General features: G+C 34.5%; 25 protein-coding genes and 1 pseudogene. 11 read left to right on the top strand and 15 right to left on the bottom strand.

All coding sequences use genetic code 11. The features are described from left to right. Positions 1-690, bottom strand: a complete 690-nt coding sequence (locus GMD78_RS07570) for a DUF4386 domain-containing protein (protein WP_155668214.1) — start codon at positions 688-690, stop codon at positions 1-3. 71 nt (positions 691-761) lie between these two features. Between GMD78_RS07570 and GMD78_RS07565 the strand changes: the two genes are divergently transcribed. Beyond that, the gene (locus GMD78_RS07565; protein ID WP_155668213.1) at positions 762-1631 is read left to right on the top strand and encodes a helix-turn-helix transcriptional regulator; all 870 of its coding nucleotides are present in this window, start codon (positions 762-764) and stop codon (positions 1629-1631) included. Between the two features lie 197 nt (positions 1632-1828). Next, the gene (locus tag GMD78_RS07560) at positions 1829-2683 is read left to right on the top strand and encodes a TetR family transcriptional regulator (protein WP_246187598.1); all 855 of its coding nucleotides are present in this window, start codon (positions 1829-1831) and stop codon (positions 2681-2683) included. Between the two features lie 147 nt (positions 2684-2830). Here the strand turns inward: GMD78_RS07560 and GMD78_RS07555 are convergent, their stop codons facing one another. The 3 genes from GMD78_RS07555 to GMD78_RS07545 form a co-directional block, all read right to left on the bottom strand. Continuing rightward, positions 2831-3463, bottom strand: a complete 633-nt coding sequence (locus GMD78_RS07555; protein WP_196493755.1) for a copper homeostasis protein CutC — start codon at positions 3461-3463, stop codon at positions 2831-2833. 47 nt (positions 3464-3510) lie between these two features. Beyond that, complete coding sequence (locus tag GMD78_RS07550) at positions 3511-4518, bottom strand: asparaginase (RefSeq protein ID WP_155668211.1); 1008 nt, start codon at positions 4516-4518, stop codon at positions 3511-3513. Between the two features lie 241 nt (positions 4519-4759). Further along, positions 4760-5077, bottom strand: coding sequence for an HAD family hydrolase (locus GMD78_RS07545; RefSeq protein ID WP_246187597.1), 318 nt, complete (start codon positions 5075-5077; stop codon positions 4760-4762). Positions 5078-5183: 106 nt separating this feature from the next. Between GMD78_RS07545 and GMD78_RS07540 the strand changes: the two genes are divergently transcribed. Both GMD78_RS07540 and GMD78_RS07535 read left to right on the top strand, forming a co-directional pair. Beyond that, positions 5184-6185, top strand: a complete 1002-nt coding sequence (locus tag GMD78_RS07540; protein WP_155668210.1) for a trypsin-like serine peptidase — start codon at positions 5184-5186, stop codon at positions 6183-6185. A 50-nt stretch (positions 6186-6235) separates the two neighbouring features. Continuing rightward, positions 6236-6643, top strand: coding sequence for a DUF3221 domain-containing protein (locus GMD78_RS07535; protein ID WP_155668209.1), 408 nt, complete (start codon positions 6236-6238; stop codon positions 6641-6643). A 244-nt stretch (positions 6644-6887) separates the two neighbouring features. Here the strand turns inward: GMD78_RS07535 and GMD78_RS07530 are convergent, their stop codons facing one another. From GMD78_RS07530 to GMD78_RS07515, 4 genes are all read right to left on the bottom strand, one after another. After that, a complete protein-coding gene (locus GMD78_RS07530; RefSeq protein ID WP_155668208.1) occupies positions 6888-7244 on the bottom strand; it encodes a ParB N-terminal domain-containing protein in 357 nt (118 codons plus the stop codon). 100 nt (positions 7245-7344) lie between these two features. Then, positions 7345-7533: a hypothetical protein gene (locus GMD78_RS07525; RefSeq protein ID WP_246187596.1), complete on the bottom strand. Its 189-nt coding sequence runs from the start codon at positions 7531-7533 to the stop codon at positions 7345-7347. A gap of 96 nt (positions 7534-7629) precedes the next feature. Beyond that, the gene (locus GMD78_RS07520) at positions 7630-8838 is read right to left on the bottom strand and encodes an MFS transporter (protein ID WP_155668207.1); all 1209 of its coding nucleotides are present in this window, start codon (positions 8836-8838) and stop codon (positions 7630-7632) included. 162 nt (positions 8839-9000) lie between these two features. Then, positions 9001-10008 (bottom strand): ROK family transcriptional regulator, encoded by a 1008-nt coding sequence (locus tag GMD78_RS07515; protein WP_155668296.1) that lies wholly within the window; start codon positions 10006-10008, stop codon positions 9001-9003. A gap of 256 nt (positions 10009-10264) precedes the next feature. On the opposite strand from GMD78_RS07515, the gene GMD78_RS07510 reads away from it, so the two are divergent. From GMD78_RS07510 to GMD78_RS07500, 3 genes are read left to right on the top strand one after another with little or no spacing between them, the layout of a single operon-like run. Further along, positions 10265-10648 carry a GntR family transcriptional regulator gene (locus GMD78_RS07510; protein ID WP_155668206.1) on the top strand — a complete coding sequence of 128 codons (384 nt, stop codon included), beginning with the start codon at positions 10265-10267 and terminating at the stop codon, positions 10646-10648. Beyond that, positions 10638-11507, top strand: a complete 870-nt coding sequence (locus tag GMD78_RS07505; protein ID WP_155668205.1) for an ATP-binding cassette domain-containing protein — start codon at positions 10638-10640, stop codon at positions 11505-11507. Before GMD78_RS07510 ends, GMD78_RS07505 begins: the two co-directional genes overlap by 11 nt. Continuing rightward, positions 11504-12277 (top strand): hypothetical protein, encoded by a 774-nt coding sequence (locus GMD78_RS07500; protein ID WP_155668204.1) that lies wholly within the window; start codon positions 11504-11506, stop codon positions 12275-12277. Before GMD78_RS07505 ends, GMD78_RS07500 begins: the two co-directional genes overlap by 4 nt. A gap of 214 nt (positions 12278-12491) precedes the next feature. Here GMD78_RS07500 and GMD78_RS07495 read toward each other — a convergent pair whose 3' ends face one another. Further along, entirely contained in the window at positions 12492-13457 is a 966-nt protein-coding gene (locus GMD78_RS07495; protein ID WP_155668203.1) for a helix-turn-helix transcriptional regulator, read from the bottom strand. 109 nt (positions 13458-13566) lie between these two features. On the opposite strand from GMD78_RS07495, the gene GMD78_RS07490 reads away from it, so the two are divergent. The 4 genes and pseudogenes from GMD78_RS07490 to GMD78_RS21950 all read left to right on the top strand — a co-directional run. Continuing rightward, a complete protein-coding gene (locus tag GMD78_RS07490; RefSeq protein WP_155668202.1) occupies positions 13567-14046 on the top strand; it encodes a GyrI-like domain-containing protein in 480 nt (159 codons plus the stop codon). A gap of 285 nt (positions 14047-14331) precedes the next feature. Continuing rightward, entirely contained in the window at positions 14332-15204 is an 873-nt protein-coding gene (locus GMD78_RS07485; protein WP_196493754.1) for a sigma-70 family RNA polymerase sigma factor, read from the top strand. A 41-nt stretch (positions 15205-15245) separates the two neighbouring features. Further along, entirely contained in the window at positions 15246-15689 is a 444-nt protein-coding gene (locus GMD78_RS07480) for a carboxymuconolactone decarboxylase family protein (protein ID WP_155668200.1), read from the top strand. A 104-nt stretch (positions 15690-15793) separates the two neighbouring features. Next, positions 15794-15999: pseudogene (locus tag GMD78_RS21950) on the top strand (IS1634 family transposase); the annotation flags it as partial. Between the two features lie 264 nt (positions 16000-16263). Here the strand turns inward: GMD78_RS21950 and GMD78_RS07470 are convergent. The 6 genes from GMD78_RS07470 to GMD78_RS07440 all read right to left on the bottom strand — a co-directional run bounded on the left by GMD78_RS07470 (position 16264) and on the right by GMD78_RS07440 (position 22829). Continuing rightward, positions 16264-16935 (bottom strand): N-acetylmuramoyl-L-alanine amidase family protein, encoded by a 672-nt coding sequence (locus GMD78_RS07470; RefSeq protein ID WP_155668198.1) that lies wholly within the window; start codon positions 16933-16935, stop codon positions 16264-16266. A gap of 170 nt (positions 16936-17105) precedes the next feature. After that, the gene (locus GMD78_RS21945) at positions 17106-18218 is read right to left on the bottom strand and encodes a sensor histidine kinase (protein ID WP_425495049.1); all 1113 of its coding nucleotides are present in this window, start codon (positions 18216-18218) and stop codon (positions 17106-17108) included. Beyond that, on the bottom strand, positions 18199-18906 hold the full coding sequence (vanR, locus tag GMD78_RS07460) for a VanR-ABDEGLN family response regulator transcription factor (protein WP_155668197.1): 708 nt from the start codon (positions 18904-18906) through the stop codon (positions 18199-18201). The genes GMD78_RS21945 and vanR overlap by 20 nt, the downstream gene beginning before the upstream one ends. 645 nt (positions 18907-19551) lie before the next feature. After that, on the bottom strand, positions 19552-20658 hold the full coding sequence (locus tag GMD78_RS07450; protein ID WP_155668195.1) for a BRCT domain-containing protein: 1107 nt from the start codon (positions 20656-20658) through the stop codon (positions 19552-19554). 34 nt (positions 20659-20692) lie between these two features. Next, positions 20693-21127: a hypothetical protein gene (locus tag GMD78_RS07445; RefSeq protein ID WP_155668194.1), complete on the bottom strand. Its 435-nt coding sequence runs from the start codon at positions 21125-21127 to the stop codon at positions 20693-20695. 22 nt (positions 21128-21149) lie between these two features. After that, the gene (locus GMD78_RS07440) at positions 21150-22829 is read right to left on the bottom strand and encodes a restriction endonuclease (protein ID WP_196493752.1); all 1680 of its coding nucleotides are present in this window, start codon (positions 22827-22829) and stop codon (positions 21150-21152) included. Between the last annotated feature and the right edge of the window lie 61 nt (positions 22830-22890).

The following is a 22890-nucleotide window of genomic DNA, read 5'->3' as shown; positions in this document are numbered from 1 at the left end:
TTATTTACCCCTTCTTAATTCTTCAAGCTTTTGTTTATTAAATCCCTTTACGATTAACCAGACTGCCAAGCTCATCTCATATACACCTACTGGTAATGCAATTAATCCCTTTGTAGTAGATAGTGGTTCAACTATACCAAACATTTCAAGCACACCAGCTATGAATACCATAACGGCTGTAACCATACCAAAAAGTGCTAAGCTCTTTGGAACTAATCTCGTCTGAAAAAGCAAATAACTATACAAGAATGTATTTAAACCTAGCATCAAATTCGGACCTAACATAAATGTCCATCCATGAAAAGCTTGTAACGTAGATCCAACCGCTAAAAGATTTTCTCCACTTCCTTCAGAATATCCACTGAGTTGTAAAAGACCTAATATACTGACTAAACCGATCGCAATAAATACCGCTTCCATAAATCGAAAACAAAGATATCCTAATGCAAGATGTTCATTCCAAAGACGAATATATGGAAATAACATTACAGCTGTTCCAACCGCTGATACTACGAGCAATATATCATTAAATACACCAATTAATACCTTCATTTCCATGCCATTTTCCACTGTCATATACCACTGTTCTGACAATACTGGCTCATAAAGAACAACAGCTATGATGGAAGTAACTGCTGCTGCGATATAAAAAATACCGATTAAGATTCCATTCACTCTGTCATTTGTCATTATTTTTACCTCCCACGAATAAATTCGTATGATAAAATAATCTTAAAATACTCAAGTTAAGGAGTTTTCATATGGAGCATAATGAAGTAATCGAGGATGCTTTAATGTATATTGAAGAAAATATACACCAGTCATTAACATTAGAATCTGTTTCTAATCACTTCAACATGTCCAAATACTATTTTCATAGACTTTTTTCCGCAATGATGGGTGATTCATTAAATAATTACATACTTTCTAGAAGATTGAATGCCTCTCTTCCTCTCATCCAAAATACAGACATATCTCTAACAGATATTGCCTATCTGTTAAACTTTGGGACTCAGTCATCGTTTACTCGTGCTTTCAAACGTCAATACGATATTGCTCCAAGTACTCTAAGAATTAATGATATTGCCATACCTCAAGTTCCCATACCTTCAGTTGTTAAAAGACCGATTAAAAACATTAATGGTGATGTTGTCACTAATTTCACCCTTACTGAATTTGAAACAATTAGATTAAGTGGAATCGCATTTGAAGTTGATTTAGCATTAGATGACTACAAGACAAAGATTCGCTCTCACTCAAAAATGCTGCTAGAAAATATTGATGAAACAATACATAGTCCATGTTATGTCGTCTATTCAAACTGCCAACCAAACTCAACCCATTTTAAGGTTTTGTTTGGGATTCCCCAGGATACTCAAATAAATAAACCTTATTATTTCACCGTTGATATACCGCAATTCTTTTGTGCCAAATTCAACTATTCTGGTGATATTCTTGACATAGGAGACGTGTTCATAACGGACTATGCAAGGTTTTTAAAAATCACTAAACAGGAAACTGAGGTTTCAGATATTGAGCTTATTCAATCGTTCGATGACATTCACAACCTTGAATCTACCTATCACATTTATACACCTATTAAAAAACTACCCATTGATTCGGAAATCTAACTTTCTATTATCATAATTTTGTTTCTGCTCCTTTCCATGTAACTTGTATTTATGATTAAAAAGTAACACAACGGGCTTTAGTCAGACTTTCCAAATCTTGCTGTAATTTGCTAAATGTTGCCTGTAGAAAAAACATTGCTGTAGAAGCGCTTATACTCTGGTGTATATATGTTTTGTTCCTTAACCTGGTGTAAAATATGTACATACGATTATTTGGAGATGATTTAATGGACATTATTGAGACCGTTTTATATTCAAAACCTGATGCTGACAATGTAGAATTAATTGATGGTGATTGGACAGACAACTATGGATTGATATTAGTATTAAAGGAGAATGGAAAGTTCGTCGTGCAAATCGGGGACAGTAAATTGATGCTTCCTAATTTTACTATATCTTGTACGTATCCTTTAGTTAGATGGATTGACAATAATTGTTTCTTAATTGCTGATGCTCGAAATGAAGATAATACAGAAAATCTATACATAATCAATCTTGATGGAACGGTACTCAACTCCTTTCATTGTGGAGACGGTATTGAAGATATAGTAGTTAGTAATGATGGAATTTGGATTAGTTATTTTGATGAAGGGGTATTTGGACATGGTATTTCAACAGAAGGTCTTGTCCTTTTCTCAATTCAAGGTGAGTCTTTGTTTCGATACCATAGTGATTTATTAGATCGACCATCCATTGTTGATTGTTATGCTATTTGCAAAGGAACATCTCCTTCACTTTGGTTATTTCCGTATATTGAATTTCCTTTACTTAACGTCAATCCAACTAAAAAAACGGTTGAAACTTATAAGGTTCCTAAAGTCTTACATGGCTCGAATGGCATCTGTGTAAGAGGAAGATTCGCATACTTTTATGATAGGTATAATTCCAATGGAGAAGTCTATTGTTGGGAATTTGGCAGTAAACGTCCACAACTTGTCGGTCATTTTAATGGTACTGCAAGAGGATTAGATCCAAGCGAAACCAATCACTTTATCTCCATTGACGATAATCTTGTGAAAGCCTATCGAATTATACATAATGAGGAATATTAATGGATCTAGTTTATTCTAAAAAGAGAGCAGATTAAATGATCTACTCTCTAGCTATTTCATCATACATATATCTGGTCTACCAATTTCTTAAGTTGAGAGAGACAACAGAATTTACCTCATACCGAAAAAAGAAGCCTCGACCTATTATCAATCAACTACCCTCGTCCCATGAACCTCGCTAACGCTTAGCTCTGTTGTGATGAAATCAAGATTCTTACCCGTAATTCCTCCACCTGGTAGGATAATAATTCTGCCTGCTGCATGATCTACATATTCCTTCAATCTTACTAGGTTATCCTCAATCTTGGAATCTAATTGGCCACCATGGGTTAAGATTCGATCTACACCGTGTTTCACCAGCCAGTCAATAGCTTTTAACTGGTTATCAGGATTTATCTGATCGAACGCCATGTGAAAGGTGACCTCTAGCCCTTCTGCCTGCTCTAATAAGGTGATCATAGCCTCCTCATCAATCCAGTTCTTGTTATCTAAGCAACCTAATACCACTCCATCTGTACCTAATTGCTTTAGATGGACAAGATCCTGCTTCATAATTTCAATTTCTTCCTTACTATAAATAAAATTTCCACATCTTGGCCGAATCATGGACATTACCTTAATATTTTTACCGTGACAATAGCTAATCGTTTCTGCAGCTACACCATGACTTACTGTAGTACCACCTACAGCAAGGTTGTCACAAAGTTCAATACGATCAGCCCCTTTGGCAATTAACTCTGGGACCTTCTTAAAGTTCTCGACACAGACTTCTTTCAGCATATGCATCCACCTTTAATTTAGAATCTACTATTCTTCCGTCGTCTTTCTTACATGTTGGTTAATGAAAACTTCTCGTGCACCTTCCCTACTTCAACTCCTGCATCATTTGTAATAATTGATGGTTTTAAAGCTCGTAATCTAGCAATTGTTTCTTTGTTTTTATAGCCAATTTGTTCAAGAATACTAGCTACAATTACTGGCCAGACATCCTCTGATCCATTTAATACTTTTAATGCAAAGCCCATTCTTTCCTTTTTCAAACCAAAACAATATACCCCTTGCGCTCCACCTTTTGCTACAATATTTTGATCCTGAAGCAGCTCGGAACAAATAAAGTTCTCGGAAGCAACGATTCGCGGATGTTTATTCATCACACTAGTCATTTGCTTTACAGCTTTTTGTACTTGCAAATCACCAATTAACTCTGAACAAGCTAATTTTAAGTATGTTAGTGCCATGTTCTGAAGAGGAATTGCAAAAACGGGGACCCCACATCCATCTAAACCACTATGAATCTTAGCTAGGGGTACTTCCGAGAGCTCCGAAAGCAATTTCAGTATATGTTGTTGAAGGGGGTGATCTACTTCCCAATATCCTTCGACTGGATAGCCATATTCACGGCAAACGGTGATAAATCCCATATGTTTTCCTGAACAATTATGATACAGTCTTCTCTTCTCCTTATTTTTTCGAAGCATCTCTTTCTTTGGCTTGGCATTTAATGGATAGGAATAAGGACAATATAATTCATTTTCATGAACAGGTAATTTATTTAACATCGATTCAAGAGCATCTATATGGTAAGACTCCCCTCGATGAGAAGCAGTGAATAAAGCAGCTTCTTCACTCGTCAGTCCATATTTCTTTATACAATTTGATAGAAATACAGGTAGCGCTTGAATTGGCTTAGCTGCAGAACGGTAATACGTATAATGCGAAGAATCTCCGGCATGGTAGATCGTTTCTAAGTTTTCATTTACTCCACAAATCATTCCAGTATGGACATTTTCAACAAGACCTGCTCTTGTTTCTTCAACTAAGGTTACCGCTTTCATGATTCTACATCTCCTCTTCATAGTAAACCTCTATCGGATCCTAATTTTAATAGGATAATCTAATCTATATTCCTTAATCTTACTACTTCATCATTTAAGCCTAATTGAATCATTTCATTTATGACTAGTTCTTTTAACTGTATTCTTTTTCTCAATCAAAAACAAGCCCTCTTTAAACATCTTTAGCGGAGTTATTTGATAGGATCAGCGGACTTCACCTAACCCTTTTTTATTATAAAGATTATATTTGAATAATAGTTTTCATGACAGCTTCTTCTTCATTTGAACGGGTAATAATATTGGCAGCATCTTTAACTTCTTTAACTGCATTTCGGACAGCAAAGCTATAAGTAGAGCGAGTCATGAGTTCTATATCATTGTAACCATCTCCAAATGCCATCGTTTCTTTGGGAGTTACATTCAATAATCGCTGTAAATGTTCAACGGTTGTGCCCTTATGAACATTGGCATTAGCTATATCGGTCCACGCAGCTTCTGACGCAACAATATAAACGGAATCAAAATACGGTTTTTGTTTTTCTCTAGTAAAATTCCACATGATGAGTAAAAAGACTTATTTTTCTTAAAAAATAATTATAAATATTATTAAAAATTCAAAATATGTTATTATAATCTTGTAAAATATTAAAAGGGTGGGATTGATAATGAAGAGATTGGTATTTGTATTTTCTCTTTTGTTTTTTGTTTTATTCTCTCCAAGTATCAGCATCTTTGCGGAAGAACACGATGATACACTAAACACCCCAGATACTACTAAAGAAATTAATTATATTGAGTATGATTTAGAAAAACAAGAAAAGTCAATAATTAGGGTTGAAGATACTACTAATCTAGGCAATAAACCATTTGAATACCAAGGTAAACAGGGAAATGGAGAGATGGAGAAAATAAATCTTGATGACATAATTGATAAAAGTAAACCTATCATTGATCCGTTGACTGGAGAGGAAATAGATAAAAGAGTGACTCCTTTTTCTATAATTGGAGATGACGGTAGATATCAGGTGCAAAATACCTCAATAATGCCATATCGTGCTTTAACTTATATTCAATTTGATTCTTTATTTTCATCTTCGATCTGTTCGGGTGGAGTAATAGCAGATGAACTAGTAGTCACAAATGCCCATTGTATTAGTAACTCTATATTAAGAGGAACTGTTATACCTGGTATGAATAATACTCAATTTGCATATGGGGCTTATAATGTTACACATATAATTGTCCCTGAAGAGTATTCTGAAACTAATGCCAGTGAATATGATTATGCAATTTTAAGAGTGGCACCTGATGAAAATGGAAACTTGATAGGAGATAGAGCAGGTGTATTATCCTGGAAGGAAGCTGGTACAATAGAGGATAATACGCTCTTAAAGACTTATGGATATCCTGGGGATAAAATGGATGAAACTAATCAAATTTCATTATGGGGAATGGAAGGCCGTTCTAGATTGAGTGATCCTTCACTGTTATTTTATGATATGGATACATCTAATGGGCAATCAGGTGCCCCGGTACTTAATTCATCAAATCAAATGATTGGTGTTCATAATGCTGGATACACATTTACCAATGGAGATCAATTAAATGGTGGTCCAAAGATTAGGAGACATTTCACAAATTTATTTAATTCTATTGTAATCCAGTGAGTTTTTTCTATTAATATAGTAATAAACTAAATGGTTGGTAGGTGTTTAAGTTGGATAAGACCCCACCATATAACAGGTTACTAGTAGCTTGTTTACTAACTTTATTGTTTTCTTTCATTTTTAAAGAAATATTACTCGAAAAGGAAGCATCTGGAGATTTAAAAAACAACCTTCCTATAGATTATATTACTATAGAGGGTTATGTTGTCTCTAAGAGAATTAACACAATATGGATAGCAGCTGAACCCAAAAGTATTGGAGAAAGAATAATAGGATTTTTTACTTCGAACTATGGTTCTGAGGTTACAATAGTATCAAGGCATAAAGATGTTGATAATAGTGAATTATTCAGGGGTCTAAAAATCAACCAAAAGGTATTGGTTTATGGTGACCACTTAAAGGAATCTAATCCAGGTCAAATTTCTGCTTATCATGTAGAAGTAATGAAGAGTGACTAGATTTTAGTTGAAAGTTTATATGAATTTGTACAAAAAGAGGACAAAGAAAAGTCTTTGTTCTCTTTTTTATGTGCGCTTCATTGCTGCTATCTAGGTTGAAGAAACGAATGCGGATTTATTAAAGAGATTTTAAGAAATCAAAACAGAATCAAACCTACAGGCATGTGAATCGTAATAAAGGTGCTAGTGTAATAGACCAGTTATCGTTACATTGGGCTATCGAAATAGCCTTTTTTATTATCAGTTACTTGTGAAGGTTTTGTTCCTCATCAATGAACTCATGGGGGAGTTTTTCTTCTTTTTTTCTATTAGTTAAATTAAATAGAAAATCCTTTAGACCTAACGTTTTCTTTTGCTCTAATTTTTCTAGACAAGCTCCACATGTTGATACATAATCTCTATCTTCATCGACTTGCATTTCTACATACATGGAAGTAATACCCAAATGCTTTGCGATACAACTTCTATGTTGGTCATCTATAAATGTATAGTGTCCACAATCATCTCGTGTCATTCTTATAGAATAAGGATCTTCTTGAAAAGCAGGATTATTATAGTAATCGTCTTCAGATAGTGATTTATATAGATTTCTACAGGACATTACATGATTTTCTCCTCTACTATTGTCCTTTTCACTTATCTTTTTAGCTTCCTCATCTGTTAAATAGAGTGAACAGACTCCGGACTTTAAAGCGTAACAGTCATATGGGCTTAACCGAAACTTGCCTTACTTGTGTATACGACCTTCTAACAATAGCCGCTTCTTCTTGAGGTGTGTTTTCTTTAATTACCGCACCGCTTCGTGTACATGCGATGATGGTATGTTCTAAACTAATTTCTTCAAGTAAACGAATAATCTCCAGTCCTAAGTTCCCTGTTAAAATCACCATTATTATTTAAGAAGGTCCCATCCATATCAGTTAACACTAACTTAATCAAATAAATTCTCCTCCCTTTTTACTTCTAACCAAGTATATATACTTGGTTTAATTTGAAATGTGCACCCTTTTTCTTAGTAAGGTATTTAACCGTTCTGAGCTTAGAAGCATCACTGCAATATAAATTGCTATAAAAATCGGTAAAATTCCTATTGTTGTATAGGAAGCAATGAAACCGAGAAGTGGCGGCATAAAGGTACTACCTGTATAAGCTACTGCCATTTGATAACCCATAATTGTCTGGGAATGCGTCTTACCAAAACGTATTGGTGTTTCATGTAACATACATGGAAATATCGGTGCTAACCCCAACCCAACCATAATAAAACCGACAAGTGATAAAATAGAAGGTAATGGCAATAATAGAAGAACGGCACCAACTAATGCTATAATTTGTCCCGTTCGAATAAGCATACGGTTACTCATTTTAAACGTAACAAACCCTGTTATAAATCTACCAATTGTTAATCCACCCCAGTAAAATGAAACCCATTGTGCAGCAACCGATGCTGGCAGCTCCTTTACATTTACGAGAAAGCTACTTCCCCAAAGTCCTACTGTCGCTTCAACCCCACAATAAAACAAGAAGGACAACAAGGCGAGTTTTACTCCTTTAATTTGCAACGGCTTTACATATTTCGTATCCTCATGATCAGAATTGTTATGGATGTCTTCTGAATTCTCATGTAATGCTTTATTACTATTTTTCGATACTCTATTCCACAATGGTAAAGAGAATAGTAGGATAGCTGCTAATCCGAACTGAATTCCTGCTATTGTAAGATACCCACTTCTCCAAGCATGTTGTCCAGCTATAAACTGAGCCATTATGATTGGCCCAAGGGTAGCTCCTACACCCCAAAAACTATGTAACCAGCTCATATGGTGTGCCTTATAATTTAAAGCAACATAATTGTTTAATGCTGCATCTACAGCTCCTGCACCTAATCCAAGAGGTATAGCACATACAACTAACCAAATGATGGAAGGAGCAAAATAAAAACCAAGTAAAGCACTAGCCGTCATTAATCCACTTATAAATGAGACCCTTCCGGTACCAAACCGTTTAATTACTTTCCCACTAACTAAACTAGAAACAATCGTGCCCCCTGCTATGGTCATAAAAAGTAAACCAGCTGTCTCAAGCGGAGCGGCAAAGTCCTGTTGCATCACAGGCCACGCAGCTCCCAATAACGAATCAGGTAATCCTAAGCTTATAAAAGCCAAATAAATAATAACTAAGAGTAATAGTGTCATATTTGCTCCTCTTCTCCTGACTATAAATTTTTGTTGTACTTTTTTATTCGAAAATCAAAAACGCTCTCTCATGGATTTTTAAAAGAACTTATTAAACACATTTAATAAGTGTTAAAAATTTTAGCATTCATACTTATATAGATGAATGCCTACAAAAAAGGTTTATGAGATATTACTTATTTCTTCGATCATTACATCGAGGCAAAGCGTTTGTAATCCAAATAAATAGTCTTGTTTCCAATCACTCATTTCAAACTCAGGAAGATGTTCTGATGGAATATATTTAGAGCTTACAGCCTGAATTTTATCTATTATTGTTTCATCCACTTCGTCCTCACAGAAAATGAATACATGAGGATTAATAATAGCAACAAACGAGGCTATTAACCTACTAATGGCATCAATCTCATACTCCTTACTTATCATCTTTTTTTTCGATCCATTTTCTTTATTTAGTGCTTGTTGAAAATTTCGATTATTATATTGGGGGATAAACTGAACCTCTCCCGAGAAAAACGTGCTTCCACGAACGACATCACCGTTTAACATAATTCCTGCACCTGGCCCATTTTGACCAGAATATAAGTAAACAAGCGATTGCACCTTCATTTTCCTATTAGTATAATAGCCGAACACAGCTGCATTCATGTCGTTTTCCACTGCGACAGGTATAGAAAAATGTTCCTCGAAGTATCCTTTTAAATCTATATTTTGAAACTGCTCGTATCCTGGTATATGAAAAATTCGCCCACCATCAACTGCACCAGGAACACCTATTGCCATAGAGCTTATTTTGGGATTTGCAGTTATTATTTTATCAATATAGTTCGTTAATACATGTAACCCATCGTCTATTAATACACCTGAAAATTTTCCTTGATCCTTTATTTCTCCCAAACAATTAAAGATCGTATAATTTGTCTCTGACCTCTCTAAGAAAATCGAAAGACCTAGCATATACTCGGGATTGTACCTATATCTCTTTGCTCTTCTGCCACCACTAGATTCATCCAAACCAACTGAAATAACTTCTCCTTCTTTCTCCATTTGAGCTAGGAACTTACTTATGGTTGGAAAACTAATTTTCAATTTATTACTTAATTCTACTTTTGTTGTACTTCCAATTTCTAAAAGAGTTGTACGAATATCACGAAGGATCATCTTTTTCATAGATTTTGGATTAGCTAATTTATCATCCACTACGTTCACCACCTAAAACACTTATTAAATATCTTTAATAAGTTATGGTGAAAATATATCATAATTATTTTTTTATAACAATCTTGTTTCCATAAATGAATTCATAACGTAAATTTTATTTTTTCACCATTTCCATATTGACTGAATAAAAATATACTGTTATGGTTATACACATAAGTATATAACCGTATGAGTGTATAACAAAAAAAGATAGTGGGAGATAAAAATGAGAGGTCCATTTGTTCAAGATAAGCCTATATATGTCCAGATCCGCGAAATCATAGAGGATCAAATTATCAATCATCAACTAAAAGAAGAGGAACAGGTGCCATCCACTAATCAGTTGGTTGAGTTTTATAAAATTAACCATGCCACTGTATCAAAAGGAATTAACCCATTAGTGGATGAAGGTATTCTATACAAGAAGAGGGGGATTGGAATGTTTGTTGCTGTTGGGGCAAGAGAAAAATTGCTTGAAAAAAGAAAGGCATCCTTTATGGAGGATTATATTGTCAAATTGGTTCAGGAAGCTGACAAACTGGAAATTGGGGAAAATGATATTATTCGTTTAATAAAAAAAGTAAAAAGTGGTGATACCAATGAACATTAAAGTTGAAAACATAGGTTTAAGCTATGGCAACCATACTGCTCTAGAAGATGTAACATTTGAGTTAAACGAAAAGAAAATATATGGACTACTTGGTAGAAATGGTGCTGGAAAAACAACCCTTTTATCCATTCTTGCCTCATTTAATCAACCCTCTAAGGGTTCGGTCACTATCGTTGGAGAAGACCCATTTGAGAATGCAAGCATCATGCAGCAAGTCGCCTTTTTATATGACAAAAGCTATAAAGACGAGACGAGTCATATTATAAATTATCTCAAAGACATCCAGAGATATCGTCCCAATTTTGATATGAACTATGCTGAATATCTCGTAGGGAAATTTAGACTCGAAAAAAAGAAACCGATCAAACATTTTTCAAAAGGGATGCAATCCGCTCTTAATGTCATCATCGGGTTAGCGAGCAGAACTCCCGTCACGATATTTGATGAGGTATACCTAGGTATGGATGCTCCGTCTAGAGATATATTTTATAAAGAATTATTAAAAGATCAACAGGATCATCCAAGAATTATAATCCTCTCGACTCACCTCGTATCTGAAATGGACTATTTATTTGATGAGGTTATTTTATTAAACAAAGGCAGGATTCTCCTTCAAGAGGAATTCCATTCCCTTATGTCAAAAGGGGCAGCTATTACTGGAAGTGCAGAAACCGTAGATGATTTTGTGCGATCCATGAACCAGATTAACGAAAAACAGTTGGGCAGTACGAAATCGGTAACGATATACGGAGAACTTCATGACGATAAGAAACAAGCCGCAGTGGATAAGGGTCTTGAAGTAGCACCCATCTCCCTTCATGATTTATTTGTCCATTTAACTGAGGAGGAAAACGAATGAAGAATAAAGCAATCTATCTTAAAGTTACGAACGATATGTTTTGGGTTCAATTATTCTGGGCATTTGGTGTTATGGGTGTCATGCTAATCATACAGATTGGTAAGCTAATACTCGGCATTAATCAAGGAAACGCCCCGGATAATTTCTATAGTACATTTTTTGTAGTGGCGAACTTTTTCACATTCATTATTGGAATAATTTCCGCTTCCTTTCTCCCGTACTTTGTCGGAAATGGTGTAACAAGGAAGGATTACTTTAGAGGAGCGACTTTGGCTTCCATTGGTTTAGCTGTGATTCTTCCAATAATAGCCTTGGTTATTTCTGTATTAACACAATTTATTTTAAAGCAGGTAGCAAGTGTAACCTTTAAAGAACCAAATTTTGACGCATTTTCAAGCGATAGCAATTTAATTGGAGATATTATTCAGTTTCTAATTTTAACTCCTTACGTTAATCCTGAAAGTAATTTAATGTTAGCCCTTGGCATATTTAGTTTAAACATATTAATGTATTACCTAGCTGGTTGGTTGATTGGTGTAGCATTTTATCGGTTTCATACTGTCATTGGATTAGGGTTTATTCTCATTTCAGTAACTATCTTAACACTTGAAAACGTGCTAATAAGAAACACACTGAATTTGCCTATACATGATAACTTTTCATTCATTGATTTACCAGTAACTATTGCGGTTCCCGTTATAGTATTGATCGTTCTCCTTGTGCTTTGGACTATCCGTTCCTTAACTAAAAACGTTACGATTAAAATGTAAGCATTGGGAAAATAATAGTTTTTTAGATGACCTCAACTTTCAGATAAGCAGATACTGAAGTTGAGGTCTTCCACGTTCTGAGTTTACTTATACAAGTTCTATTACCAATTTTAAAATATGTTCTACTTTCAAAAGTCTTAACTTTTCTGAGCATGCGTAAAAAGTGGATAACTGGCACTTGCCAAACTTAAAATTATTTGTGGTTTAACTGGAACTACTTATGAGTGTATAGACATACTCTCTTTTGTAAACCCTGTAAGACTTCTTTTGGCACTTCCCTAATCTTGATATCCTCACCTAGGAAAAGTATCCAGTTTGTTATTTCGGTCAATTCTTCGTGATTATTAACATTGATAAAAGTCTTTAAAATAGCTGTGGTTTGGTAAGGATTCGTATAGGTAATTGAAACTTTAAAAGGATGGTATTTTTTGAACTGGGTAATCGCCTTTGGACCAAGTTCAATGATCAGGTTGACAACTTCTTCCTGCTTACTTAATTTTTCTAGTATCTGTTTTTTACTTAGTCTTTTTTTCGTTGGATAGGGTTTGACATTGATGAGGTTGTCGACAGTAAAAATTTGCTTCCTTTCTTCTTTTAGGTCAAAGCCTTCAATTAACCAAAGACTTTTTTCTTGATAAAGGTGTAAGAGATAAATTGGATGAGACTTTATTACCTCCTCTTCTTTGATCATAATTAATAAATAGCTATCCAAAAGAATGATTTGAATGAGTTTTTCTAACATGGGATGCGGGAGGTCTGACAGATCAAGTAGGTCGGGATTATGTGGATTCGTCCCTTCAAAAAGCAAGATTTGGTTTAAAAGAACAAGGTCATCTTGTTGGTTTTCTGAAATGAGACCTAGTAATTTTTCAGCCAAAGACTGACGACTCTTTAGATAGGGGAGTTGTTGATTTCTGGTGGCCATGAAGGCAATAAAAAGAGCTTTGATCTCATTATCGGTAAAGTGAATATTAGGCAGGACAGAGTTGTTCATGACAAAATAACCTCCATCCCTTCCAACTTCTGCGACTAGTGGCATCCCCATGGCTTCAATTTCTCTGATATCTCTAATAGCAGTCGAACGAGAGATGTTAAATTCACGCATAATTTCAGATATTGTAAAGTGGGCACGGTTGTTGATATACCGCATGATGATATTGATCCGTTCAACTTTTTTCATTGGGACCTCCTAAACAGTATCATTTTTTGACATGATTTAAAGCTATTATAAACCCATCAAGTGAAAATACAAGTCATTTGATAAATTTAAAAAAAGGTAGGTTTTGAATATGGCAGATTATACCCTAGAAGAAAAAGACAGCTTTACCGTTTTAGGTATCGGAACTGAACTTAAGAGCGATTACACAGACTTTGCTGGTATTAACAAGGAAAAGTCAGACTTTTGGCGGGCTGTCAAACAAGATGGAAGGCTTGACACTTTAAAATCCATTGCCAAAAATAACTACATTTTTGCAGTGAATGAAGCGGTGAATAACAAGATGATGCATTATGCTGGCGTTATGACAGAGGAAACCGTACAAGAAGAGTCTAGAGTTATCCAATTTCCTAAGGGGGAATACCTAGTTGTTAAAGGGGAAGGAAAAACGGCTGATGAATTGAGTAATGAGCTTACCGGTATTGCCTTTGGTCAGATCTTGCCAGAAGCAAAGAGTTTCGCCTATGTTGGTGGACCAAATGCAACCGTTGAGATGGGGCAGCGAAACGGCTTAGTATTTGGTGAAATGTGGATTCCTGTTGTTCGGAAATAAGAGATAAAAGGTGGGATGAAAATGTCCTACCAAACAGCACCTCTTCAGCAAATTAGTGGGTGCTGTTATTTTTTTGACAAAAACCCAACCGACAATCATCTCCCGCTTACTCATTGGGCTATACCTTTACATACATTGAAGTAGGAGTCTTCTAATGGAAAATGGTAAATTAGATTCCAGGATAAGGATAGAGTAGATTTGTTAGTTGATTATCACAGCAACAAATATCATAATATTAAGAAATAATACTTGTCATCCACCTTAGTAAACGGGAGAGGATTACTAGTGAAATATGAACAGCTGTATAACAATTATAGATCCTTAGCATTTTCTGTTGCTTATCAAATGATAGGGTCTATTCATGATGCTGAAGATATTGTTCAAGAAGTATATGTTCAGTTAAATAGGGTAGATTTATCCTCTTTGGTTGAACCGAAAGCATATTTAATGAAAATGGTGGTGAATAAATGTTTGAATTATCTTCAATCTACTAGACACAAGAGAAAAGTATATACTGGACCATGGCTGCCTGAACCTTTAATTGATATACATACGAATGAGCTTTTAAATCGCCTGTTGAAAGAAGAGTCCATTTCCTATGCATTTACTGTCCTTTTGCATAACCTTACTGAATTAGAACGATGTGTATACATTTTGAAAAAATCACTTACCTTCGATTACGCGACAATCTCCTCCATTTTAAACCGTACGGAGCAAAGTTTAAGAAAGGTTTATAGTAGGGCAAATCAAAAGATAGAATCCGCGGACAAGAACATAGAAAATAAATCACAAGATACAAAATTATCTTCTCTATTTATAGAAGGTGCTGAAAGTGGTGATTTCGATCCCTTTATTAAAGAATTATCAGAGAATGTCGTGCTTATTACGGATGGCGGGGGTAAAGTGTTGGCAGCAATAAAACCTATTCATAGTAAGAAGAATGTCATCGCATTTTTACAAGGTATATATAAAAGAGGAAGTTTCCAAGGTGTATTGCGCATGATCAGTGTGAATGGTGGCATAGGTGTCTTGCAAGAAATAAATGGTATACCAAACAAAGCAATTATGTTTGATATCCAAAAAGAAGGTATCACGAACATTTATTTTGTAATGAATCCAAAAAAATTATCAAAAATAGGTCACAAATTATTACTTTAATTTGTCTTGTTTAGTGAAAGGACAAATTAAAGGAGGAGATTTTGGTGACAAGAATCAATTATGGGAGAGTAGCGCCAGATGCATTGAAATTACTAATACAGCTAGATGCATATAAAAAGGAGACAAGGTTTGATGAAAAGTTAATCCATTTAATAAAAATCCGTGCTTCACAATTAAATAGATGCGCCTTTTGTATCAATATGCACACAAAAGAAGCAATTCAAGCAGGTGAAACGGAACAGAGGATTTTCTGTCTTGATGCATGGGAGGAGACAGCATTATATACCAACCAAGAAAGAGCAGTACTGGCTTTAACAGAGGCAGTCACCCATATTTCAGAAAATGGTGTGACAGATGAACTCTATCAGGAAGTTAGAAAATACTTTGATGAAAAAGAAACGATTGATTTAGTGATGCTTATTATTATAATCAATAGCTGGAACCGTCTTTCCATAGCAAATAAAAACGGCGTTAGCAAGTCATAAATTCTGGTGTTGATAAATGACAACACAAAGATCGAACAGATCGGGAAAAAATTGTGCTAAATCAAAACGATTGGTTGAATCTGTTTGCAGATGAAAGCAGAAACGAAAAAGGGTTGGGATTATCTACAGAGAAAATACAGGAGCTATTCGAAGCGCAACCATCAAGCAGATTAACATGGAAGGGAGAAATCTATATTAAAAACAAATCGGAGGATGCCTTTTAAGTATTCTCAAGGCTATGGGACTAGAAGATATCCCAGCATACGGTCAAAGAGACAAGAGAGGGAATATATGCGAACAAAAATTTTAAGAAAACCTCAATATACTATAATATCGCTGTTATAGAGGAATTTTTACTTTTTAATGTCAAATTCAGAAGGGAAAGGGGCTCTCTTAATATAGAGCTCCTCTACAATTACTTCTTATTTTCTATTACATATTTAACCATTCTCTGTCTATTATCAGTCTTACCTTCTGTTTTACCTTATTTATGGTATGGTTTTCCATAACAATTATGCTAACGGTTTTTTAAGCAATAAAAGAAGCTATTAAAATAGCTAAAATTAACAAAATGCTAAGATTCCAATTTATATTTTATAATTCCTTCTACTATTGCAGCAGCAACGCGATTTTGAAATGATTCCGTCAACATTTCTTGCTCATCTATTGGATTAGTTAAATATCCTATCTCTAACAGAACAGCTGGCATCTCTGTATCTTTAACAACAAAATACGCTTCCCTTTTAACCCCTCGATCTTTAAAACCAGTAGCTTCAGCCACATGCTCATGCACGATCTTAGCAAATGAAAGGGAGCTCTTGTGATAATAAAATGTCTCTGTACCAGAAACATTACTATCCGTAAACGTGTTCCCATGAATAGATATAAATACATCTGCATTTAAATCATTTGCAAACGTTGGCCTATACCGACTTTCTTGAGATATATAACTATCATCTGATCTTGTCATATAAACTTCAATATCTGTTTCTTGTTCCAATAGTTCCTTTACCTTCATAGATAAGCTTAATGTAAAGCTTTTTTCATATTGACCACTTACACCTGTCGCTCCAACGTCTTTGCCTCCATGCCCTGGGTCTAACACAACTTTATAGGTTGAATCTACTAAACTGCTGTCGTCCTCGGGGACATTATTATTCGTATTATCATTTTCCGCGCTATTACAAGCTGAACATATCAGCATGATAAGAAAAATTACTGCAACTTTATATAATTTATTTTGCATCTTTCAACCTTCTCTCTTTTTTAATAGATTCAGGTTTTGTTTCATAGCTTTTAATAAACAAAAAACACTTACTGAATCGGTAGTTAAATAGTACCAATTCAGTAAGTGTAGTTCTTTCGTTTATTTTAAATAAATTCCTCTCTTTTTCTATAAAAATTCCTACAAAATTCTTACGACACTTCCGGTAAAAAAACCGTAAACCTGATGATTTCATTTTCACTAAACACCGTAATAGAGCCTTGATGCTGTTCGACGATTTCTTTGGCAATGGCAAGACCCAACCCTGCTCCACCAGTTTTTGTACCACGAGAGACATCAAGTCGGTAGAACTGTTCAAATATGCGACTTTGTTTTTCTTTTGAAATAGTGTTTCCCTGATTTTCAAAATAAACCTCGACACCGTCATCCTTTTTAACCGCACCAATTTTAATGGAACAATTTTCAAAGCTGTAATTAATCGCATTGCGAATTAAATTATCGAAGACCCGCTCCATTTTATTAACATCACAAGTAAATTCAATATCTGTTTCCATTTGCAAGAAAAGTTGAAGATTTTTGCTATCAAGCAATGGTTTAAATTCATATGTGATTTGTTCTAACATTCTCGTTAGATTGACTCTGGATTTATCAAGTGATAATTGACTCAGGTTAAAGCGTGTAATCTCAAAAAACTCATTAATTAGATCCTCTAAACGCTCCGCTTTTTCAAAAGAAATAGCCAAATATTTCTCACGAAGCTTGTCGGATATTTCCTTCTCATCCCTTAACAAGGTTAAGTAACCAATGACAGAAGTAAGTGGCGTCTTCAGATCGTGGGCAAGATAAACAATTAAATCATTTTTTCGTTGCTCCGCTTCTTTTGCTAATCGGGCGTTTCGAATAGCTTCTTGTTTTACTTGATTCATTTGATTTTCTACCTGTTTTAATTCTACTGGTAGATGTATTAGGTTATCATCCGGTTCCACTAGCTCATTACTCGCATCAACAATGGTATCAATATAGCGAAGGGTCTTTTTCCAATTGATAAGGATGATAATAATAAACCCAATTAGCCAACATATTATTAGAATGGGGAATCTAATGTTGTAAATTTGAAGAAGGAATTCATATAAAAAATCACCTTCATACCAGGTAAATCTAGTTATGATATAACTAGATATTAAAACAACAATACCTAACACTACCGTAAACAAGACTACTGTGATAAACAAGCGAGTAAAAATTGTTTTTGTTAGTGCTTGTCCTGAGAGACTATTCTTTTCCTTACTCAATCGTGTAGCCAACCCCCCACACAGTTTTAATATATCTCGGCTTTCTCGATGGTTCGTTCATTTTTTCTCGAAGTCTTCCAATATGAGCCATTACTGTATTATTGTTATCTATATATTTTTCTCCCCACACTGCTTCAAATAGAGCTTCCGACGATACTACCTTTCCTCTGTTCTCACACAAATACCATAAAATTGAAAACTCGATAGGAGTCAATGTTAACTGTTTTCCATTCAGGGTACATTTGCGAGTATCTTTATTGATAGTAAGTCCAGCGAAATCATATTCTTTAACACGACCTGAATCTTCTTCCTCCGTGGAACCATTCACATTGTACCGTTTATAACGCCTTAACTGAGCTTTCGTCCGTGCCACCATTTCTAGTGGATTAAATGGCTTCGTAATATAATCGTCAGCACCAAGTGTAAGACCATTAATCTTGTCCATGTCCTCCACCTTAGCGGTTAGCATGATAACTGGATAATGATGCGTCTCGCGGATTTTTTGGCATATCGTAAATCCACTAACATCTGGAAGCATTATATCCAGTATAGCGAGATCATATTGCTTAACCGTTATATTTTCAAGTGCTTCTTTTCCTGAATGCAGTACCGTAACAGTGTATCCTTCATTAGTAAGATATAATTTCACTAAGTCTGCAATTTCCTTTTCATCGTCTACCACTAAAATATTTGTACTCATCATACTCACCTTTTTATTTAAAATCATTCAAAAAAAACAAACTTACCCTCCATATTATAGGTGGATTATAACATATTATTATGGGGTTTAATGAAACATGAAGGGCTAGTACTGGAGTGGTAGGTGGTGAAGGTTGTAGTAGGATAGCCAATTTAAAGTTATATTCTTGTTAATAGAATTTTTTCTTACATTCGTTAACTTGATTTGCTTGGTGAATTTATAAAAAACGTATCTAGTTGTGATGCGGTTCATCGTGGTTATTTAAGAGGCAAAAAATGAGACATTGGTTAACTGTGACCAATGCCTTTATTATTAATTACTGAAAGATCATTATTTTTGAACTTATAAACACTAGAAAAATTGTCATTATCACTTATTTCTGTATTACTCCCAAGAACTAGTAAGTTTAACTTTCTGTTCTTATAGAAAAGAATCTTATTGCCAAGGGTCTGACTCTTGGTATTTTGCTGAGAAGCTTCTTGTCTTCCCATCGGTGAATTAATGGTACCTGAGATAGAGATACAATACGAGCACCTATTTTCCCCCATGCAAATGTCTTGATCTTCGACAATTAGTATAACTCCTAATGTTAAATTGTTCCATCGTTTCGATGACATAATGGAAAAGTAACTTCCTCATTCATTACTAACTCAAAATCATTCTATTAAACTTGGACAATGGAATAGCAATTATTTGCATTTCCTTAGCCTTTCCTAAAAGAACATACTCTCTATCGTCTGAATGAATAATAAAATCCACCTTATAACCATTAGTTCCTCTATTTATACCAGCTACCTCCATATGATTAATAAGAATATCTTCCACTTTCTTTTGTATCCTAAATGGTAGCAATGCTATATTAACAAATTTCCCTCTTAATTCAGGAATCTTAGTATAAGTTATTTTTTCATATCTAGTTTCCTTGGTTGCAGCAACACTTTGCCGAGTTAAAGTAGCCGTCTCTAAATTTAAATCCTTTGATACAGCATCTATAAACCATTCATCTGTCTGTATTTCAATATCTAACTCCCTAGCTTTTTCTAACTTACTACCTGGCTTTTCTCCACAAATCAATAAATCTGTTTTAGACGATACGTTTCCCGTTACGATTGCACCACACTTTGCTGCTATTTCTTTCATTAGGATTCTAGGAAAGGGACTTGCACCCGTAAACACTAATCTTCTTCCTTGAAAAACTAAACTTTCTCCTTCTACATTAGCGGTGGCTTCAACAAATTTATTAAATTTTTTGGGAGGAACTTTGTATAAAGGTATCCACTTTTTAGGATCAACCTTTTTAATCACCTCAAAAAGCGCGTAAACATCATCTATTGCAATATGAGTTAAAGGAAGATCAATATCATAATAATTTAGTAGATATTCTAATGAATAAGAAAACAAATTAGGATTAGCATACTTGATAGCTCGCACGGAATCGTAACATTCGTAATTCTCTTCCAACCAACCATAATGAACGAGAAATTTTCTATCAAAAGAAACATTATGAGCTACTATGGGGAATTGATATGTATTGATTATATGTTGGAAACGCTCCTGCATTACTTGGTTTTCAGATATATTCTTGTACCCTTCCCCCATTCCTAGATGACGAATCCTTTCATCATATACTTCCGCAATATGTTCACTTTGAATTATTCTACCATCCTTAATTACCAATACTGCTAATTCATATATTCCGGAGTCCACATCAAAATCACCAGTCTCAATGTCCAATAAAATCATATTATCCATTATCAATCATTTCCCCCCTCTTAATCCTTAACTCCTAATTATAAGTACAGCGAATCCCATATTCATCTAATAGGTAGTTATCCAGTTCATCTTTTCTATCAAAAATTATTGAAGTTCTATCAGATAGAAGATGGTAATGTTCACTAAATGAACTTTTTCTTATCGTAAAAGTGATAGAAAGATTTTTACCATTTTTATTTTTATATTGAATGGTATCTTTATAGACCGGTTTATACTGATATCTATTAATCTCTTTTCCATTTTCTCTTACTATTATTAGTGCATTATTTTTTATATTATGATATTCCAACTCTTGATAGTCATATAAGCCTTTTGAACTCCAACAATCTTTCCCTTTAATAAGATGTAATTCCACCATTTCCTCACGCATGAATCCTGTCACAAATACTAATTCTCCCTTTATATCTAAAATCGCACTATCTAATTCATCGATTCTATTTTGCAACACATAGAATCCCCCTTTTCATTTATTACCCAATGTTATTTTCTCTTTCTTTAATTACTTTCTTCGCTTCCTTCAAATCTATCTTCGCCCTATGACCATGCTTCTGTAATAGGTGCAATAAATTATTACCATTAATCAAAGTAAGTGGCTTATCTTTAGCAAAACTGTATGCATCAGGTCCATAATCTGCAGTAGAAACTAATATTCCCTTAGTTGCACCTTCATTCATTACGGTTCCATATAAGTCTCTGACAGCTGAAACCCCCACTACGTTAGTATATCGTTTTGCTTGAATCACAATTTTCCCGCCTCTGATAGGATCAGGATCGAATGCAACCGCATCTACTCCTCCGTCTCTACTAGCTCTAGTAATCTTTACTTCACCACCAGATTGATTGAACTCCTTTTCAAAGATTTCTCTTATTAAGTGCTCAAATTCTTGCCAATCCATGGCTGCAATATTGTTAGTCTCATCTAATGAGTCTGTCACATCATACGATGAAACAAAGCGTGGATCATCACGGTTTATTGTAATAATTGGCGCTATCGGCATAAGACTATTCAATTTGCTGCTTCCAATTCCCTTAAAGTTCTTAAAGCAAAGCTTAGGATCAACCTGTGATAAATTGACTTTCATAAACTCTTCTTTCGATACTTGTATAGATAAAATACATGAGTTCACTTTATTACCTAATGCCTTATCAATAGATTCAACCCATCCATTAAACACAATTGAATTAATGTAATTTGCCACATCCGCTTCAAACAACTCGTGTATAGAACGTAGTGTTATTTGATAAAGCATACGATCATATATCTTATTAATAGCAGCTGCTGATAAATATGACTCTTTAAATTCATCCCTTGATTGAATATATTTTACATCTTTTACAGTTGGTAAATTATCCGGAGCAGGCAATGAATAATCAACAATTAATACTTTATTGTTCGGATTATAATCAACATCATATTCCTGAGGAAAATAATCTGGATATCTTGAATTAGATAAGACCATATCACAATAGTCTACAATTGCTGATGGTAAACCTTTTTCATAATTATGTATCTGATTGTCAATCGCCTTATTTTTCTCTTCTTGTTCTCTTTTAAATTCTGCTTCTTTTTCTAACCAAGCCTTTAAGTTTGCTGCATTTTGAACTGTAATATCCTGGTTTTCACGGTTAATCTCTTCAACCTCAATTTCCCATTTTTTCAAGTCCTCTTCATATAACTTTTTCATATTTAATATTTTTTTATTTTTACTAGCCTTAAAAAGAATATCTATAATATTTAATTTAGGGATATATTTTACGCTCTCCTCTTCCGGTTTATCTGGTAGAGGTATAAGTTCTATTTCAATTGGTTTAGGCTCACCAAATTCCGTATAATCCTTTAAATTCTCCCAGTCTATTGCATCATCTACTTCAAGGGTAAGCCTTAAAATACCTTCTAGTTCTCCAATCTTCTCTTCCGCTTCACTCGTTAACTGTAATGCTAATGCCTTTTTAGCCTCCTTCTCTCTAGTGGTAGCCTCTCTTTCTTCTTTTTTTAATTGGGTTTCTAGTTTTTTCTTCCACATTTCATCCCATTGCAATTCCTGGTATCTTGCTTTTTGCCTTACAACATAAGGGTCAGATCCTTTTATTAACCTATATTTATTTAACCCATCATGCCTGATCTCTATCTCATACATTTGTCTTCCCATCGAAACTCCTCCAAACATATTAATAATAAACAAAATAACAAAAAGGCATGACAAGTTTTAC

Origin of the sequence: Ornithinibacillus caprae, from assembly GCF_009728145.1 — a bacterium.
GTDB lineage: Bacteria > Bacillota > Bacilli > Bacillales > Amphibacillaceae > Ornithinibacillus > Ornithinibacillus caprae.
The sequence above is the reverse complement of the archived record's forward strand: the minus strand, read 5'-3'. Positions and strand labels throughout refer to the sequence as shown.

Bases quoted from the DNA above. Each gene is read 5' to 3' on its own strand.
- GMD78_RS07570 (WP_155668214.1), bottom strand. From the start codon at position 690: ATGACAAATGACAGAGTGAATGGAATCTTAATCGGTATTTTTTATATC.
- GMD78_RS07565 (WP_155668213.1), top strand. From the start codon at position 762: ATGGAGCATAATGAAGTAATCGAGGATGCTTTAATGTATATTGAAGAA.
- GMD78_RS07560 (WP_246187598.1), top strand. From the start codon at position 1,829: ATGTACATACGATTATTTGGAGATGATTTAATGGACATTATTGAGACC.
- GMD78_RS07555 (WP_196493755.1), bottom strand. From the start codon at position 3,463: ATGCTGAAAGAAGTCTGTGTCGAGAACTTTAAGAAGGTCCCAGAGTTA.
- GMD78_RS07550 (WP_155668211.1), bottom strand. From the start codon at position 4,518: ATGAAAGCGGTAACCTTAGTTGAAGAAACAAGAGCAGGTCTTGTTGAA.
- GMD78_RS07545 (WP_246187597.1), bottom strand. From the start codon at position 5,077: ATGTGGAATTTTACTAGAGAAAAACAAAAACCGTATTTTGATTCCGTT.
- GMD78_RS07540 (WP_155668210.1), top strand. From the start codon at position 5,184: ATGAAGAGATTGGTATTTGTATTTTCTCTTTTGTTTTTTGTTTTATTC.
- GMD78_RS07530 (WP_155668208.1), bottom strand. From the start codon at position 7,244: ATGTCCTGTAGAAATCTATATAAATCACTATCTGAAGACGATTACTAT.
- GMD78_RS07525 (WP_246187596.1), bottom strand. From the start codon at position 7,533: ATGGTGATTTTAACAGGGAACTTAGGACTGGAGATTATTCGTTTACTT.
- GMD78_RS07520 (WP_155668207.1), bottom strand. From the start codon at position 8,838: ATGACACTATTACTCTTAGTTATTATTTATTTGGCTTTTATAAGCTTA.
- GMD78_RS07515 (WP_155668296.1), bottom strand. From the start codon at position 10,008: ATGAAAAAGATGATCCTTCGTGATATTCGTACAACTCTTTTAGAAATT.
- GMD78_RS07510 (WP_155668206.1), top strand. From the start codon at position 10,265: ATGAGAGGTCCATTTGTTCAAGATAAGCCTATATATGTCCAGATCCGC.
- GMD78_RS07505 (WP_155668205.1), top strand. From the start codon at position 10,638: ATGAACATTAAAGTTGAAAACATAGGTTTAAGCTATGGCAACCATACT.
- GMD78_RS07500 (WP_155668204.1), top strand. From the start codon at position 11,504: ATGAAGAATAAAGCAATCTATCTTAAAGTTACGAACGATATGTTTTGG.
- GMD78_RS07495 (WP_155668203.1), bottom strand. From the start codon at position 13,457: ATGAAAAAAGTTGAACGGATCAATATCATCATGCGGTATATCAACAAC.
- GMD78_RS07490 (WP_155668202.1), top strand. From the start codon at position 13,567: ATGGCAGATTATACCCTAGAAGAAAAAGACAGCTTTACCGTTTTAGGT.
- GMD78_RS07470 (WP_155668198.1), bottom strand. From the start codon at position 16,935: ATGCAAAATAAATTATATAAAGTTGCAGTAATTTTTCTTATCATGCTG.
- vanR (WP_155668197.1), bottom strand. From the start codon at position 18,906: ATGAGTACAAATATTTTAGTGGTAGACGATGAAAAGGAAATTGCAGAC.
- GMD78_RS07450 (WP_155668195.1), bottom strand. From the start codon at position 20,658: ATGGATAATATGATTTTATTGGACATTGAGACTGGTGATTTTGATGTG.
- GMD78_RS07440 (WP_196493752.1), bottom strand. From the start codon at position 22,829: ATGGGAAGACAAATGTATGAGATAGAGATCAGGCATGATGGGTTAAAT.